The organism is Nostoc sp. CALU 546, from assembly GCF_048836525.1.
The window spans coordinates 51,815-66,441 of the sequence record NZ_JAWJTF010000025.1; the positions used below are offsets into that span (position 1 = coordinate 51,815).

Genomic DNA, 14,627 nt, shown 5'->3' on the forward strand with positions numbered 1-14,627 from the left:
ATTTTCACATACCCTTTTAATTACGAATTACGAATTACGAATTAGTAATTACTTGATCATCCTTCCTAAATGTAATACATTAGTTCCTTCTGTTCTCGGATTGCTCTGCGATCGCAAAGGTCTTGGAGTGTATATTTTTCTAAAACGGAGTTAGCGGCCTGACGTGCTTCCTGCCAGACTTCCTGAATTAGCTCACCTTCTACCGTGTTGGGAGTCGGCTCACAATCAGAGACAACAATATCTGACCCTTCCATGCAGCTAAAAGCATCGAATACTGTAATCTTCTGGGGATCTCGCGCCAGAACATAGCCACCTTTGGCTCCGCGTATACTCTTAATTAAACCTCCACGTCTTAATGTTGCCAGGAGTTGTTCCAAATAGCGGTTCGGGATGTCTTGCAATGCCGCTATTTCTCGAATTTGAAGGGCTTCACCTTTAGGGTAGCAGGTTGCCAACTCTAACAGGGCGAGAAGCGCGTATTCTGATTTATTAGATATCACCACAGGCGTAATATTTTTAACTCACACTTAAAGATACAAAGTCTTTGAGTCTGTTTCTTTAAGCTACTGCTAAAGAAAACTTTACAATCAACTTATTATTGACCGGCTAACTCTACTTTAAAGACCTTTCAGCATAGCAGCAATTACTTTTATTTTTTAACTCCATAAATAAAAGTGATTGATTATTGTACAATCTTCTAAATGAAAAGTGACTTTAACGCCTAGTGTGTCTAGCCTTCAACCCAATGCCGCTATAGATGCAAATTTATCGAAAATGGCAGAATGACTGTAAAGGCAGTTCCCACGCCGATCGCACTTTCGACAATAATTTCGCCGCCATGCAAATCTACAGCTTGCTTGACGATAGACATCCCTAATCCCATTCCTGGGATATTGCCTACATTACTAGCGCGATGGAAGGGTTCAAAGATATGTTCAATGTCAGTAGCGGGAATACCAATACCAGAGTCTTGAGTCTGGAATATAGCTTGATCGTTGGTAGTGGTGACAGAAAACTTAACTGCGCTACCAATGGGAGAGTATTTTAGACAATTCGATAATAAATTACTCAAGATTTGCCGCAGTAATTTAGCGTCTAAGTTAGCTAGTGTGCATTGGCACTCACTGCTAAAAGCGATCGCGTGTTGTGAGCGATCGCTCTGTTGTAATTCTTCTAAGAGATCACGACAAAATTCCACCAAATTCAGAGGTGTTGGATTAAACTCTAACTTGCCTGTTTCATCCTGATTCAGCACCAATACATCATCCAACAACTGGGTTATATGCATAACCGATGTTTGAATACGACGCAGGTGGGTATTTTGTCGCTCGTCGCTCCAGAGATGGCGATAATGTTCTAGTAATTCCGCAGAAGAGTGGATGGTAGCCAAAGGGTTGCGAAACTCATGGGATGTAGTGGTGAGCAAGCGGGATTTAAGTTCACTAAACTGCCTTTCTTGGGCAAGTGCTTGTCGCATCGCATCTTCTGCCCATTGCAGCTTGGCTTGGGTTCGCTTGCTTTCGCTAATGTCCCGCACTAGCCAGCGCAGACCAACTAACTTAGCTTGTTGATTACGGATAGCAACCACCTTAACCGCAGCAATAATGGGTGTTTTGTCACGCGGTCGCAGGTTTACTTCCCACTCTTGTATTTTCCACTCTGGGGTTTCGGTGCGATCGCGCAGATGATTCAGTTTTAAATGAAAAGTAATTATTTCTTTCTCAAGCACAAAAATCTCTAAGAGTTTTCCCAACAGAAAACTTTTGGAAATGTTGAGCAGAGTGGTAGCAGCGGAGTTAGCTTCCTGAATTACCCCTTTTATATCAGTGACAAAATAAGCGTCTGGTACTTCCTCAAATAGTTCTTGGTAGCGTTGACGCTGTGCTACCAAAGCCTGTTGAGCATTGGATAATTCTTCATTCTGCTGCTTTAGGTCTTCATTAACTAATTGCAGTTCTTCCAAAGCTAGGTGAACTTCTCTGAATACTGCGGTGACGAGTTCAATATCTTCCTGTGCTTTTTGCTGTTCACTCTGGCGTTGCAAAAGGGCAACGCGTTGCCGCATATTCTGTATTTGCAAGGCTAAATCGTCCAAATTCACGCTCTTGCTCCTAATTTGGATATCTAAAGTCGGGTTTTCTTTTAGATTCCCTACTTAGAGGATCTTAGCTTTTGGAGTTTAGCAGTTATGTCAAGTTCTTATGAACACTTATAGTTAAGGCTGATGCAAAGACGTAAGGAGAGGATACAATCGGTTTCGGATAAAGTTTTTTGATGACACCCCCTAGTTCGCAAAGACGCGATAAATCGCCGTCTTTACAATAATCAGTCCTTTGTAGAGACGGTGATTTATCACGTCTCTTACCTTGCCCGATAGAATAAGATGTTCTTTGAAGCATTGCTAACAAAAGCTCTCCATCCAAAACATGAATGAGCCTGAGCAATAGCACTCTCATTCTGTATAACGGTGAGAAACAACTATTAACTATTGACTTTAGACTATTGACTATTGACTAATAGGTGAGGGTAACAAAAATATGGCTGCAAAAAAACTTTTGATGCTGATTGGCGACTATGTAGAAGACTATGAAGTGATGGTTCCTTTTCAGGCATTGCAAATGGTGGGACACACTGTCCATACAGTTTGCCCAGACAAAAAAGCTGGCGACAAGGTGCGGACAGCAATTCACGACTTTGAAGGAGACCAGACTTACAGCGAAAAACCTGGTCACAATTTTACTTTGAATGCTACCTTTGCAGAAGTCGAAGCCGCAACCTATGATGCCTTAATCATTCCCGGAGGACGAGCACCAGAATATATTCGCCTAAATCAGCAGGTGCTAGAAATCACCCGTCACTTTGCCCAAAAAAATAAACCGATTGCTGCAATCTGCCACGGCTTGCAGTTATTGGCAGCTGCTAATGTATTGCAAGGTAAGAAATGTACTGGTTATCCTGCTTGTAGCCCAGATGTTAAGAGTGCTGGAGGAATTTATGTCGATATTCCTGTTGATGAGGCAATAGTTGACGGTAACTTGGTAACAGCACCAGCTTGGCCTGCTCATCCCCGTTGGCTGGCAGAATTCCTCAAAGTACTTGGAACTAAGATTGAACACCCAGAACTGACTACAGTTGTATGAAGAGTGCTGAGTTCCTCGGCTAAGAGTTAAAATACCGCCCACACTCTTGCGGGTATCAACCAACTCAGAGTCGAGGATTGGGTACGGTAGGGCATACCGGAACTTCTGCACTTGATGCAAGCAACGCTTGGGGAGATGAGTCCTCTACTCTTGTTGCGAGTAATCCTGCATGAGCAAGTCATGTCTTAGATTCAAAAATCCCCGTCTTCGCTATCGGATTGCTATATTCACAACAGACGACTGAAAATTATATATTTTTGGAATGGAACTAAATGCAGTAAAAACTACTATTTTTTAATAAATTGCCGTGGGTTGAATTTGCAGCTAGGATGTCAAAAGTAAAGCACCGATACAATCTGATTTATCCACCTGACAAGGCACCTTTAGGACAAACTCTCAGTAGATGGAATACTTATTTACATTAGGTGAAACAATTTGAAATTTTGCTTCTAGAATTTTAAATTTCTTAGCAGTAAGTGAAGCTATAGTGGATTTAGCAATGCTGCTGTTAATGTGGCTAAGGTTAGTCCTGCTGCCAAATTATGTGAAGAATTAGTTTAGAAACGCACTTCTTATCGATGACAGGCAAAAACGCAAGACATAATGCATTTCTGCGGCTAGTGTCTGGTAATGGGGCAGCTTCTGGATCAGAATCTCGCTACTCCCTGCCCCCCAGTAAAGAAATGGTAATTGGACGCGACCCCAGCTGCCAAGTTGTCTTGGATGCCATGAAATACCGAATGGTATCTCGTCGTCATGCAGTGGTTCGTCCCCTCTCTCTATCCCCAGATAGCAAATTTAGCTGGGTGCTTTGTGATTTGAATAGTGCTAATGGCACTTATTTAAATGGACAGCGCTTGTATGAATGTCAAGAATTGCACCCAGGCGATCGCATTTCTCTAGGTGCTGATGGGCCGCAATACGTTTTTGAGTACGAATATACCTTACTCACCCCAGCGACGACAGTTAACCAAGTTACACCACTGCCTTCGGCGACGAACTACCACGGTCACACACAATTAAAGCAGCCGGATTCTGTTAGCTTCACCCAACTTTTTCCGATTATTTCCACTGGTAAAGATTTAACTAGTAAAGCTTATCTAGTACCGGGAATCCTGACCGTAATCTTTGTGGTGCTAATGTTTGCTACAGTCGGTCGGCCCCAAGATAATCAAGTGATCGTCGCAACTTACATCGCCTTCGCTGCCTACTATTTTGTTTACCAACTTTGCGGCAAACAGAAGCCTTGGTGGGTGCTAATGGCTGCGGCATTAAGTACGGCACTGATTTTAATCAGTCCGGTATTGGATCTATTTATCTTCGTGTTTCGCGGCATTCTTCCTGGAAACTTGCCCTCACCCCAAGAATCTATTACCTTCACAGAGTTGTTGGTACGGATGTTTTTTGGTGCTGGGTTGATGGAGGAATTACTTAAGGCATTACCTGTAATTGGTGCATATTTTATCGGTAGTGGATTACCTTCACCTTGGCGGGAACGGATTGGGGTCTTGGAACCTCTAGATGGTATTCTCTTGGGAACGGCTTCTGCTGTAGGCTTTACTCTCTTGGAAACCCTTGGACAGTATGTGCCAGATATCACTCAAAATGTCACTGCACAGGTGGGTATAGGTGCTGCTGGTCAACTCGCGGGTTTACAACTGCTAATTCCGCGAATTTTAGGCTCTGTAGCTGGACACATGGCTTATAGTGGCTACCTGGGTTATTTTATCGGGTTGGCTGTTCTGAAACCCAGTAGAAGTTGGCAAATACTTTCTATTGGTTATCTTAGTGCCTCTGCGCTCCACGCTCTCTGGAATGCGACAGGATCAATCAATGCTTTGCTGTTGGTAGTTGTTGGGGTGTTATCTTATGCCTTTTTGATGGCAGCAATTCTCAAGGCACGGGCGCTGTCACCGACGCGATCGCAAAATTTTGCTACCCGATTTCTAGGCCCAAAATAGGAGAGGGGAAGATGGGGGAGATGAGGGGAATAACCAATGCCCAATGCTTAAATATTTACCTCTTGGGATAGATGGCCTATTTTGAAAATTAGCGTACTGTTAACTTTATAATGGAGTAATTATACCTACGAAAATAAAAATCATTAGAACTGCTGCAAAAGTCTTGACTTGCGACTCTTTCTTTCCCCCTCTCCATCGTGCAAACCAACATCTTTGCAAGAGACGCGTCTAAACAGAGTGAACGCAAAGCCTGGGTTGTCCGAACACAACGTATGATAAAAAGTTTTTTCTTTTCCCGATTCCCCATTCCCGATTCCCCATTCCCGATTCCCCATTCCCCATTCATAGTTCAGACTGAGAATTATTGAGTTGAGTAAAAGCGTAAGAAGCGATCGCTAAACTAACCTTGGCTTTCTCTACTTCTGATAAAGCTGCCCATTCGCTATTGTTAAGATTACTGAGTACAGATGCAGTATTGTGTGATTCACTACTTCGCATAGCGTAAGCAAAAGGACGAGCCAAAACTAAAAGATCCTCTGTTCCCCAAGTTGGTAGTACTGTCTGAACGCACTCAACTAGTTGCTCACTCATTAATTGGCGAGCAGCAAATATTTCAGCAGCTTTGGTGGCGATGGTATTTAGCAATGCTTGGGGGACACAGACGGAAAATGTAGTACGTAATGTTTCTTGAAGATTCAGTACTACTGCCTGTTGTCGGTTGTCATTGTCGTCTGGCGTAGAAGTAATACCAGACCAAAGTGTATCTAGATGGTTGTAAAAATCTTGCGATCGCTTCGTCAGTTCAACGCCCTGCAAATCTTCCATTCCGAACTGTTGTTCTAGTTCCTGAAAATAAGCTTCTGATTCTTCATCACCTGGATTCCAAGGATAGTTAGCATCTTCTGGTTCGAGTAACGCTTCTAATAACTCTAAATCTACTTGAGATGGCAAAGAAGAGAAAGTGTCTGAGCCGTTAATTTTATTAGTCATTTTTTCTTATCTCACAATTATTTGGTGGTATTGACAGCTACAATTTCTCAGAGGAGATTTCCGCAAAAACTGTTGATTTTTTCTCTAAAAAAAAGCAGATTTTAAAAGCTGATGATTAACATTAAAATCCATTTATAAGAAAGACGCTGAAAACACCTGAGAAACAGCAACATCGTTGCGTTTTTCGTACTTTAGGCAGGTGATGAAAGCTAGTCGCACCCTTGAGGGTGCTTTAATGTTAAACTAATTTGAACAGGGAGGGTAATCAACCTGTATAAAAACCCGATGTTGCCTAACGGCTCTACGCTGAACCTTGACAATTGAAAATATGGGGTTCTATTCCATAGTTCTAGCTCCTTTCCAGGAATAGGTAAAATTTTCATGGGGACTAGACGACCAGCATTGTACAGGCGTATTGCAATACGCCCCTAGCAAACAAATTTTGGAGTCATCCAACTACGGTAGGGCATACCGAAAGTTAACGCTTGAGGAGAGAACCACCTCTGGGTGAGATACCGCAAGGGGTCTCATCTAAGTGGACTCGTTGAACCAAGAATCTCCGTGGCTTTAGCCCGGAGAGTGTCAAGCAATAGCTCTGCTAGGAGTCTTGAATTACAAACTCCCAGGTTTCACCTCTAGCACTTCCAAACTTTACCTGCATTCCCGATTTCAATGGGACTTCCTCTCGGAGGATTTGTTGCCAGCCATTAGGCCCTAAAAACCAGGTTGTTCCGTAAGTGGAAAAATCTTGCAAGTAATAAGTTCGCACCAATGTAGCATCAGTAAGAGTATTGCGGCAAAAGATTTCGGCGTGGCGTTTGGATACAGATGGTTCAGGGATGACAATATCATTGTCTTTCGTGCGGCCGATGCGGGTGACTCCATTACGTAGTAACCAGGTTTTACCTTTTGGGGTGAGCGATCGCAACGAAGCAGTCGGAAGCGGGGAACCTATATCAGGAATGGCTGTATCTGGTAGTTCAGTAATACCTTCATCTAGATTCTTAATTAGTTCGCCATTAAAATCTGGATGCAGGTAGAGAACAGGCAAAGTCCAAGCAGGTTGATTAAATTTATACAGTGTTAACAACTCTTGTCTAGCCTGTGCTACGGCTTCATCAATTGGCTTGTGCGATCGCAAAGCTTCGGTAAAGGCTTGAATAAAACTGTGGCTTTCGTGGTCAGCGATTTCATCGCGCATCCCCAAAACCGCAGGCACTCCATGACGAATCAGTACTTCTGCTAAACTGCTGGCAGGAATAGCTTGATGATTGTTAGCAGCTGGTTGTGCGCCCCAACAGGCGTTGAAAACAGCTAGTTTGACACCTGTACGGGTCAATGCTTGCGCCAATTCTATTCCATTGAGGGGCATGTCTTGTCGCAAAAACAGTAACCCACCATCTGGGTCTGGCAAACCATGTCCAGCGTAAAAGAAAACATTGTATGCTTTGGTTTCTAATTGATCAATCAACTGTTGTGGAGTTGGTTGGATGAGTTGATTCACTACACAAGGTGCATATCTTTGGGAATTACCAGGCGTATCTACAAGAGTTTGCTGTAATATAGCAGCTTCTTGTTCCAGTTGCAGCTTCTTGTCATCATGACCTAAAACCAGCAGGATACTTAAAGCTTGGTCAGTTCGCAAATACGGTAAAGCGTCAACTTCACTGCTGGTGCGACTAAATAGCAAATCTTGGGAAAGAGACATAGCCGATTGACCCGGCTCACGTTGCATAATTTCCCAAGGGAAAGCAATGAGATCCGGGTCGCGAATTTCTAGTCGAAAGCGCAAACGTGTATGCTGACCCATAGCAATACCACGGCTGCGTTCTAGACTCCCAAGAATTTGCCCGTCGAATACCCAGCGCCATAAATTCATTCCCAAGTATTGCATCAGACGACTGCTGTAGGGGCCAGTAGTCTGACCTGAAGGGGGGGAAATCCAATCTATGGGGAATGGGTTGGCCTTTTGAGATGTTGGGTTTGGGGAGATATCTAGGCGATCGTGACCAGCAAACATCTGCTGCCATTCTTGCCAAACTTGGGTGAGTTCAACAGGCCATACACAGTCACGTAAAACGTAGCCACTGGGATAGGGAGCTTTGACCACCCAAATGGCGAAGTTGTCAGTGCCAGTATTTCGGAGACGGGCGATCGCCAAATTCAGGGATGGCATGGATTCATTAAACTAAAAGCTACAAAAATAATTTCAATAGAAGAAGAATTCAGAAGCCAGAATGGGCTAAACCTTAGCTATCCGCTAACAGAATTCAGAATAAATGAGTGGGAGATTTAAGAGTGGGAGATTTAAACCCGGCATTAATTGTTTTGCACCAAATTAGAAATATGGTGGGGTCTTAAACTCGGTTATTTCAGATGCTCGTGACGCTCGTTCGCCCTTGGCGTCTCCCCTTGGGAGAAGACTCGCTAACGCTGCGCTATCCACCAGTTGTACATAATTCATTCTGAATTCTGACTCCTGAATTCTGTTTTGATAACAATTCTCCAAGGTGAAAATTTTCTACTTTTTTGACCTTGTAAGTTTTTACTCTGATTGTTACCTGTTATTATTTCAGGTTTTTACCAGTTTATCGAGTATTTGATTAAGTTGGACTGTTGTTAGGTGATTGAGTTGCTGGATCTGGTGGTTGTGTGACGGTTTTACATGGACTTGGTGCGTCTGATTGTAAAACAGAGACGCCAAAACGGTTCAGTTGGGAGGAGTCTAGTAATACTGTTGATGGTAAAGGTTTTGAATTTGCTGGAACAGAGGAAGTTGGTGCTGGGTTATTAGTATTAGCTGGAGCTTGTGTGCTTTTATTTGCACAGACTCGCATAGACACTGAAAAATTCCCAGGAGTACTTTGGGGATTTGATTTTCTCTCAATAACTTCTAAAAAAGTCCCACGAGGAAGTGATTGGTTGTTTCCCAAGGAGATGTCATTGTTAGTTCTAATTACCCAACCAGGAGAAAGATAAGCAAGCGATCGCGTTTCGGGTGTTGCTTCGATGAGAGGGTTTTGAGTTTGTAATGGATTGGAAAAAACTGGAGAGGCTCCTGATGGCGATCGCAATTGCTTGACGAACAATCCTAGAGCACCTGCTGCTAACACAAATATTAACGGAACTATCCACTGTAGCGGTAAACTGCGCGTTTTGGCAGGCTCAGTATCGGGAATGACCTGAGTTTTGTGGTTTGGGCCACCTAAAAGTGTTGCGTCAGGCTTTCTGGAAGCAAAATCAACAGTTTTGGCAGAATAACTCTCTGGAATCACTGCTTGGATGGTGATTTCTGGTTCCCAGTATTGAACTTGATAGTGGACTAAAGCGATGGTGACATTATCGTGTCCATTTTTTGTATTAGCGATTTCGACTAATCTATCCGCAACATTTACTATATTTGCTTCCCCAACTAGAATCGGCAAGATTTCTGTTTCCCAGTACTCCTCCACCCGATCAAAATCACTCAAACCATCGGATGTGAGCAGAAAAACAGCATCTTCATCGAGCATAAACCGTGCCGATGTGGGATGCAATGCAGTACTCGGCCCCATGCCCAAAGCCTGGACAAGAGAGCCAGCAGAATTTTGTTGTATGGCTTCGCGGTAGATGGCATAACCTAGCCGCACTTCGCGGGAGGCAACATCATCGTCAAGGGTAACTTGATAACAGCCGTGACGTGTAATCCAGTAAGCACGACTATCACCAACGTGGGTGATGTACATTTCGTGAGCAACAGGTAATGCCATGACTAAAGTCGTGCCCATGCGTTGACGCCCTTGGCGATTTTCAACGTCATTGCGCTGACTAATTTTGTCATTGGCTATTGCCACTGCCTTGTCTAGGTCATTCAGCAGCAGTGAGGGGTCTATGTGATCGTAGGGAACTTTTGTGAGTTGCTGTACCTGCTGCTGGATCGTTTCAATGGCTAAATTTGAGGCGACATTGCCACCCTCGTGGCCACCGATGCCATCACAGACAATTGCTAAAGCTGTTGGCTGGGGTGGTTTGCTTACCAGAGTCCCACTAAGAGGGCTACAGGCATCTTCGTTGCGTTGGCGACTTGGGCCAGTGTCGGTTTTGGTGATAATTTTGATCGTGGGTGTTTGCGATCGCCCTAATTGTGCCAATCCCTGATCTAAAACTCCGATTAATTGATCGGTTGAGTTGATCTCTCCCTGAATTAAGGAAAGGCTAATGCGTTCAACAAATTCAGTTATTGCTGGTTTAGCATTCTTGACTAACTGCTGCCAAAATTCACCTAATTGGGGCAATTCTGGTGATACTTCGGTATCGAAACGCAAATCCAACAAACGTACTAATGATCCTTCTACCCGTAATACAGATGAGTCTAGTAAGCTAGAGGTGACACCTTCACTCGCAAGAGGTTGCCACAGATGAGCTATTTGCCATAACCAATTTAGTTGGCGCATTGATGTAGCATCACGCCAAGCGGTGGTTAACTCGCTGCCCAAATGCACTTGTTGGAGAGTGTCATCTACTAATAGTGGCGGTTTGTCTAGGAGTAATATTTCTCGATGGGACGGCCCGTCAGCTAGAAAAAGCACACCGTATACCTGTGGTACGTGTAAACGGTAGGGGATGAGTCTCAGGTAAGCTCTTAGGGGCTGTAAATTATCTAACTCAGGCGTTAGCGATAATAAACCAGGCTTTGTATCTAAAAGAAGAAATTTATCAACGACTAAATAGCGATCGGCTAATATTTCTCCAGGGCTACCCACACTTGGGCCATCTACCACAGCCCAGAGGTAATTTTTGGGTAGGGGCGTGGAACATCGCTGGCAAAACTTATGAGTCAGGGGGTTGGCAGCCTGACAATTTTCGTTTGGACAGTAGAGCGTTGCCGCGTCATTTTCCATAGTTTTCGCACCGATCAGCGATTGGCAATTTCTTTAATAACATTAGTAGGGACAATCTAGACCGCTCATCTTTCTTAAACTTGACATACCCAGACTTTAGATGATGATTTTAGCTGGCGGATATCAGCAGGTGCTAATACTTACTTATCCAAAGAATACGCTCCCAACTCAACCCTACAGCCTCATCATAGCTTTTATTGCCCTGTGACTCTTCATCGCCAAAGCAACTAACTCCAACCCTGTTCCCAAAGCATAACCCAAGCATAACTGTGCTATTTGCTTTTACTGAATTACCCCATCATCAAAAAGCAGATAATGTTGGTATTTATTTAGTTTATAAGTAGGATAGCAACAATTAACTTTAATTAAGAATTAAGAATAGCAAATATAATTTGGGCAAAAGTAGCTGACGAATCAAGAAAATCTTTCTCTAAATTCTCTAAATCTCTCCCCTGGTAGGCTACGGTGTACACACATCTTGGTAATGAAGCCCAAACCCAGGATTTACCCCCCTTAGTCCCCCCTTGCAAAGGGGGGAAATATCCGGTTCTCCCCCTTTGCAAGGGGGAGTTAGAGGGGGTGAGAAGGACTTGTGTGTACACCGTAGCCTTGTAGGAGAGAGACTTGGGATTTTCCCCCTTTCCACGTCGGGAAGAGGTTTAGGGGGTTAGGTTTTTGGTGGACTTTTGCAGATGAACTGAATTGTTATAAAGGTTCAGCCAGCCCGCTACCAACTCATTCGCTTATTGTTTGTCGTCAATGGCAACTTGGGGGACTCCCATGCTGTAGTTGGTGACACGGGCAGAAAGATTGTAGCTGATCTCGCCGATTTGCAGGAGCGATCGCAGATAATGCTCTAAGTCTGACCCTACACGGCGCAAGTTATAGTCTGTGAGGTCTGCGCCACTAGATGCTTCTACTAGTTCATCAAATTTTCGATAAACTTTTTGCAGCGCATCTTCATTCCAGTTAAATTCGTTATCTGGGTCAATATCTAACGTTAAGACTTGTTGACTAGGAACTAGTTCGCCATCCCGGTCAATCTCGCCTGCAAAAATGCGGACATGCCGGGTTGTGGACTTGAGCAGCATCGGGTTATCCATAAAAGGGTGTAAGATTTGGGTGAATTACACTGAAATTATTGTAGACGCTATATTCAGCGCTTGAATGCTCTCAATTTACAAGCTTTGAACACAATTTCAAAAGAGTATATTGAATAGGCATAAGTAAAAATATCACCTGTACTGATTAGCGTGCTACTTCTGTTATGACTTGAAGACAAAGTTAACTGCTAGTACTGACAGTAGTCAAATTTTTTTATGTAAAAATTCCCTGGCTGAGTATTTTTATTTGGTGTACTAATCTTACCTACTGCTAAATTTTTTTTTACTAATCAAGCCCAAAAGACAGTAGGGGAAAGCACTTGGCAGTAATAATTTGACTTGTGTACATTTTTTTATGGAGAACAAAAGTTTTGAAATCAATAATTATGCTCATCAATTTATCCTGAATTTTCTATCGCAAAAAACGTACATCAAGTAATTTCACTGAATAGGGCTACATCGACTGCTGGCTTTAATAAACTCCCAAAACTTCAGCGGTTTTACTTACGTATAAACACCAAAATTAGAGTAACAAGTCAAACTGTTGTTGACGTTAACATAAAGTTGATGTAAAAACCTTTAAAAAGGTTCAACAACTTCTTACAGAAACTTTATTGTGTAGAATCTTAAAAACTGAATAATAGTTATGGCTTACCATAAGCTACATCTGGCACAGAAACGTCAAAATCTAGACACTGAAAATTTAGCTTGAAAATACAACACAGGAGAGTGAAATGGAATACAAAGATGATTGATGAAGAAAAATTCTTAATTCAAGCACTTTGGATTCAAAAGAGATATAAAGAATTTTGCTGGACATCTACCTCCTTACCCTCATGACAACCAAGTAAAGGAATCTCAATAGCTATGAACTCCAAAGCATTACCACGCCAGATAAATAATCTCGAAGTAGGTGTTTATGAGTGCGAAATCCATCTCAAATTCAGGTTGATTGAGGAAAAGAGTTTATTGAGCGATCGTGAGCAACTATTACAGGTGCTACTTGATGCTTTAACCGAAGGTTCTGATGACTTTCTGGAGACGCTGCAAGCGTCCGTTAAAGCCCAGGAAGTGTCTGAGTTTAAAGCCTCTCCTCAAATGCGACGCCAGCTTATGCGCTTGCGTAATGCTGCTGAAAATCCCCAAACTTAAAGGTGTAATTTAAGTAATGAAAAAACGTGAATTGGGTATCAAATCAAATGTTGATCCCATACCCCCGTTGCCATAAAAACTAAACAGCAAGTAGGATTCATTAAATATTGTGGTTTCTACTTTTTGAAGGTCTTATTTAGCAGCACAAAGTCCCAGGAACAGTTTCCGCTATTAAAAACTTTGTAGCAAAGGGTACTGGTAGAATCTGAGAGCAAATTCAGCCGGGTGCATTTTACCGAGTTTTTATAAAAACATTGCAGGAAGAATAAAACCCTGTGTCTTTACAGATGGGGAATTGGACAACAGGCGCGAATCACATGAAAACCTAAAAGACCAAAGTAAAAATAAATAACCTTTCTTTTAGCTTTTTGCTTGAGCTAAGTGCCTAGTTTGCTGAAATACTTATGTTTTATATCTTACTGGTAATAGGTTATGGTTTAGCAGCCAGTTACCTATTACCAATTACCCAGGAGTGGGTGAGATGAGGTAGCAATAATTTTAGATTTTAGATTTTGGATTTTAGATTGAATAATCCAAAATCTAAAATCCAAAATCCAAAATTGAATTGACCAATCCCCAATACCTATTTAGCCAAGCCGTGTTCTAGAGCAAAACGAACTAACTCTGTACGGCTATTGGTGCCGGTTTTACTAAACAAACGGCTGACGTATTTTTCCACATTGCGGACGCTGGTTTCTAAGCGACGGGCGATTTCTTTGTTCATCAACCCTTCGGCGACCAAGTTCAAAACACTTTGTTCTCTGGGAGTCAAATCAATTTTGAAAGGGGCTGGCGATTGGGAAATGGCATTTCTTTGGGTTAATAATGCCTTAATTTGGGCAATCTGATTGGCTAGTTCAGCAAGATCGGGGGTTTCAGAGTCATCTCCTGTACTTGCAGTTTTAGCAGCGCGGCGGGCTAGCAAATTTTCGACTATGGCAACTAACTCATCTGGATCAAAGGGTTTGGGAAGATAGGCATCAACACCAGCGTGATATCCTTGAATGCGATCGCCTGTCATACCTTTAGCAGTTAAAAATACTACTGGGAGTGCTTGGAAGCGGGGGTCTTCTCGCAGTTGCTTCAAGAACTGATAGCCATCCACCTGGGGCATCATCACATCGGAAATCACTAAGTCAGGTGTATTCATCTGCATCCATTCCCAACCTTCAAGGGCGTTACTGGCGACTTGAACGCTGAAACCGCTCTCTTGCAAATAATCCTTCACGGCTTCCCGTATCCCTGGTTCATCATCCACCAGTAACAATTGTGCTGACATTTAAGATTTCCTTGAGTTTTCCTTTTTCCAATTTAGCGAAAGTTGACAACCATTGTGCAAAGTATGGTTTTAAAAGTGAAACCCATGCTCACAGATACTTTGCAGCCGCACTTAGGGAAGGT

General features: G+C 42.8%; 10 protein-coding genes. 3 read left to right on the forward strand and 7 right to left on the reverse strand.

The window, feature by feature from the left end; all coding sequences use genetic code 11:
* Positions 1-65: 65 nt before the first annotated feature.
* Together RRG12_RS15060 and RRG12_RS15065 are read right to left on the reverse strand one after the other, a co-directional pair.
* Complete coding sequence (locus tag RRG12_RS15060) at positions 66-503, reverse strand: RrF2 family transcriptional regulator (protein WP_420759853.1); 438 nt, start codon at positions 501-503, stop codon at positions 66-68.
* A gap of 248 nt (positions 504-751) precedes the next feature.
* Positions 752-2,101 (reverse strand): PAS domain-containing sensor histidine kinase, encoded by a 1,350-nt coding sequence (locus RRG12_RS15065; RefSeq protein WP_069070480.1) that lies wholly within the window; start codon positions 2,099-2,101, stop codon positions 752-754.
* Between the two features lie 436 nt (positions 2,102-2,537).
* Here RRG12_RS15065 and RRG12_RS15070 point away from each other — a divergent pair, with 436 nt between their 5' ends.
* Positions 2,538-3,140: a DJ-1/PfpI family protein gene (locus RRG12_RS15070; protein ID WP_069070481.1), complete on the forward strand. Its 603-nt coding sequence runs from the start codon at positions 2,538-2,540 to the stop codon at positions 3,138-3,140.
* 578 nt (positions 3,141-3,718) lie between these two features.
* Complete coding sequence (locus RRG12_RS15075) at positions 3,719-5,101, forward strand: PrsW family glutamic-type intramembrane protease (protein ID WP_069070482.1); 1,383 nt, start codon at positions 3,719-3,721, stop codon at positions 5,099-5,101.
* Between the two features lie 342 nt (positions 5,102-5,443).
* Here RRG12_RS15075 and RRG12_RS15080 read toward each other — a convergent pair whose 3' ends face one another.
* From RRG12_RS15080 to RRG12_RS15095, 4 genes are all read right to left on the reverse strand, one after another.
* The gene (locus RRG12_RS15080; protein ID WP_420759854.1) at positions 5,444-6,091 is read right to left on the reverse strand and encodes a hypothetical protein; all 648 of its coding nucleotides are present in this window, start codon (positions 6,089-6,091) and stop codon (positions 5,444-5,446) included.
* 598 nt (positions 6,092-6,689) lie between these two features.
* Positions 6,690-8,267: a CHAT domain-containing protein gene (locus RRG12_RS15085; RefSeq protein ID WP_069070485.1), complete on the reverse strand. Its 1,578-nt coding sequence runs from the start codon at positions 8,265-8,267 to the stop codon at positions 6,690-6,692.
* A 427-nt stretch (positions 8,268-8,694) separates the two neighbouring features.
* Entirely contained in the window at positions 8,695-10,971 is a 2,277-nt protein-coding gene (locus RRG12_RS15090) for a protein phosphatase 2C domain-containing protein (RefSeq protein WP_420759855.1), read from the reverse strand.
* A gap of 743 nt (positions 10,972-11,714) precedes the next feature.
* Positions 11,715-12,074 (reverse strand): NAD(P)H-quinone oxidoreductase subunit M, encoded by a 360-nt coding sequence (locus tag RRG12_RS15095; RefSeq protein ID WP_069070487.1) that lies wholly within the window; start codon positions 12,072-12,074, stop codon positions 11,715-11,717.
* An 867-nt stretch (positions 12,075-12,941) separates the two neighbouring features.
* Between RRG12_RS15095 and RRG12_RS15100 the strand changes: the two genes are divergently transcribed.
* Entirely contained in the window at positions 12,942-13,226 is a 285-nt protein-coding gene (locus RRG12_RS15100) for an Npun_R1517 family heterocyst differentiation transcriptional regulator (protein WP_069070488.1), read from the forward strand.
* A 583-nt stretch (positions 13,227-13,809) separates the two neighbouring features.
* Here RRG12_RS15100 and RRG12_RS15105 read toward each other — a convergent pair.
* The gene (locus tag RRG12_RS15105; RefSeq protein ID WP_420759856.1) at positions 13,810-14,505 is read right to left on the reverse strand and encodes a response regulator; all 696 of its coding nucleotides are present in this window, start codon (positions 14,503-14,505) and stop codon (positions 13,810-13,812) included.
* Between the last annotated feature and the right edge of the window lie 122 nt (positions 14,506-14,627).